This window comes from Myxococcus sp. AB025B (assembly GCF_006518215.1).
Classification (GTDB): Bacteria; Myxococcota; Myxococcia; order Myxococcales; family Myxococcaceae; genus Myxococcus; species Myxococcus fulvus.
The window spans coordinates 1-415 of the sequence record NZ_SRLW01000739.1 but is presented as its reverse complement, the minus strand read 5'-3'; the positions used below and the strand labels follow the sequence as shown (position 1 = coordinate 415).

At 61.2% G+C, this 415-nt stretch carries 1 protein-coding gene; it reads right to left on the bottom strand.

All coding sequences use genetic code 11. The annotated features are described in order from the left end of the window. Positions 1 to 103: 103 nt before the first annotated feature. Positions 104 to 415: hypothetical protein (locus FL311_RS44810; RefSeq protein WP_194869660.1), on the bottom strand; the 312-nt coding region annotated here is incomplete at its 5' end.

The following is a 415-nucleotide window of genomic DNA, read 5'->3' as shown; positions in this document are numbered from 1 at the left end:
CGCTACGACCGAGCAAAGTCTGCGCATGCAGCAGATGCAGGAGTTCTGGCAGCAGTCGTCCGGCGATTCCGATCGATAGCTACCCAGGTGGCTGGGATACGGCCTAATCCGTGTCTGCTACGTTGGTCACGATCGATGGCTCGAGCACCCACTCTGCCGCCGGCGCAGCTGCCTTGTCGCTGGACAGGAAGAAGTAGAGCGTGCAGCCCAGGCCTTCGCAATGTTCCAAGGCCTGATGCATGACGTCATGCCGATGTTCGAGCATCAGTTCCGGATTCGCGCGGTCCTTCAGGGACAGTTCGTTCTTCAGCCGGATCGTGAACGTCTTCACCGTGCCAGTGCGCGCTGTCGCGACGATCCTGTATTCGCAGGCATCGCGCTCGACGAGCTCGGGCGGCGTGCGCAACGTATGCAG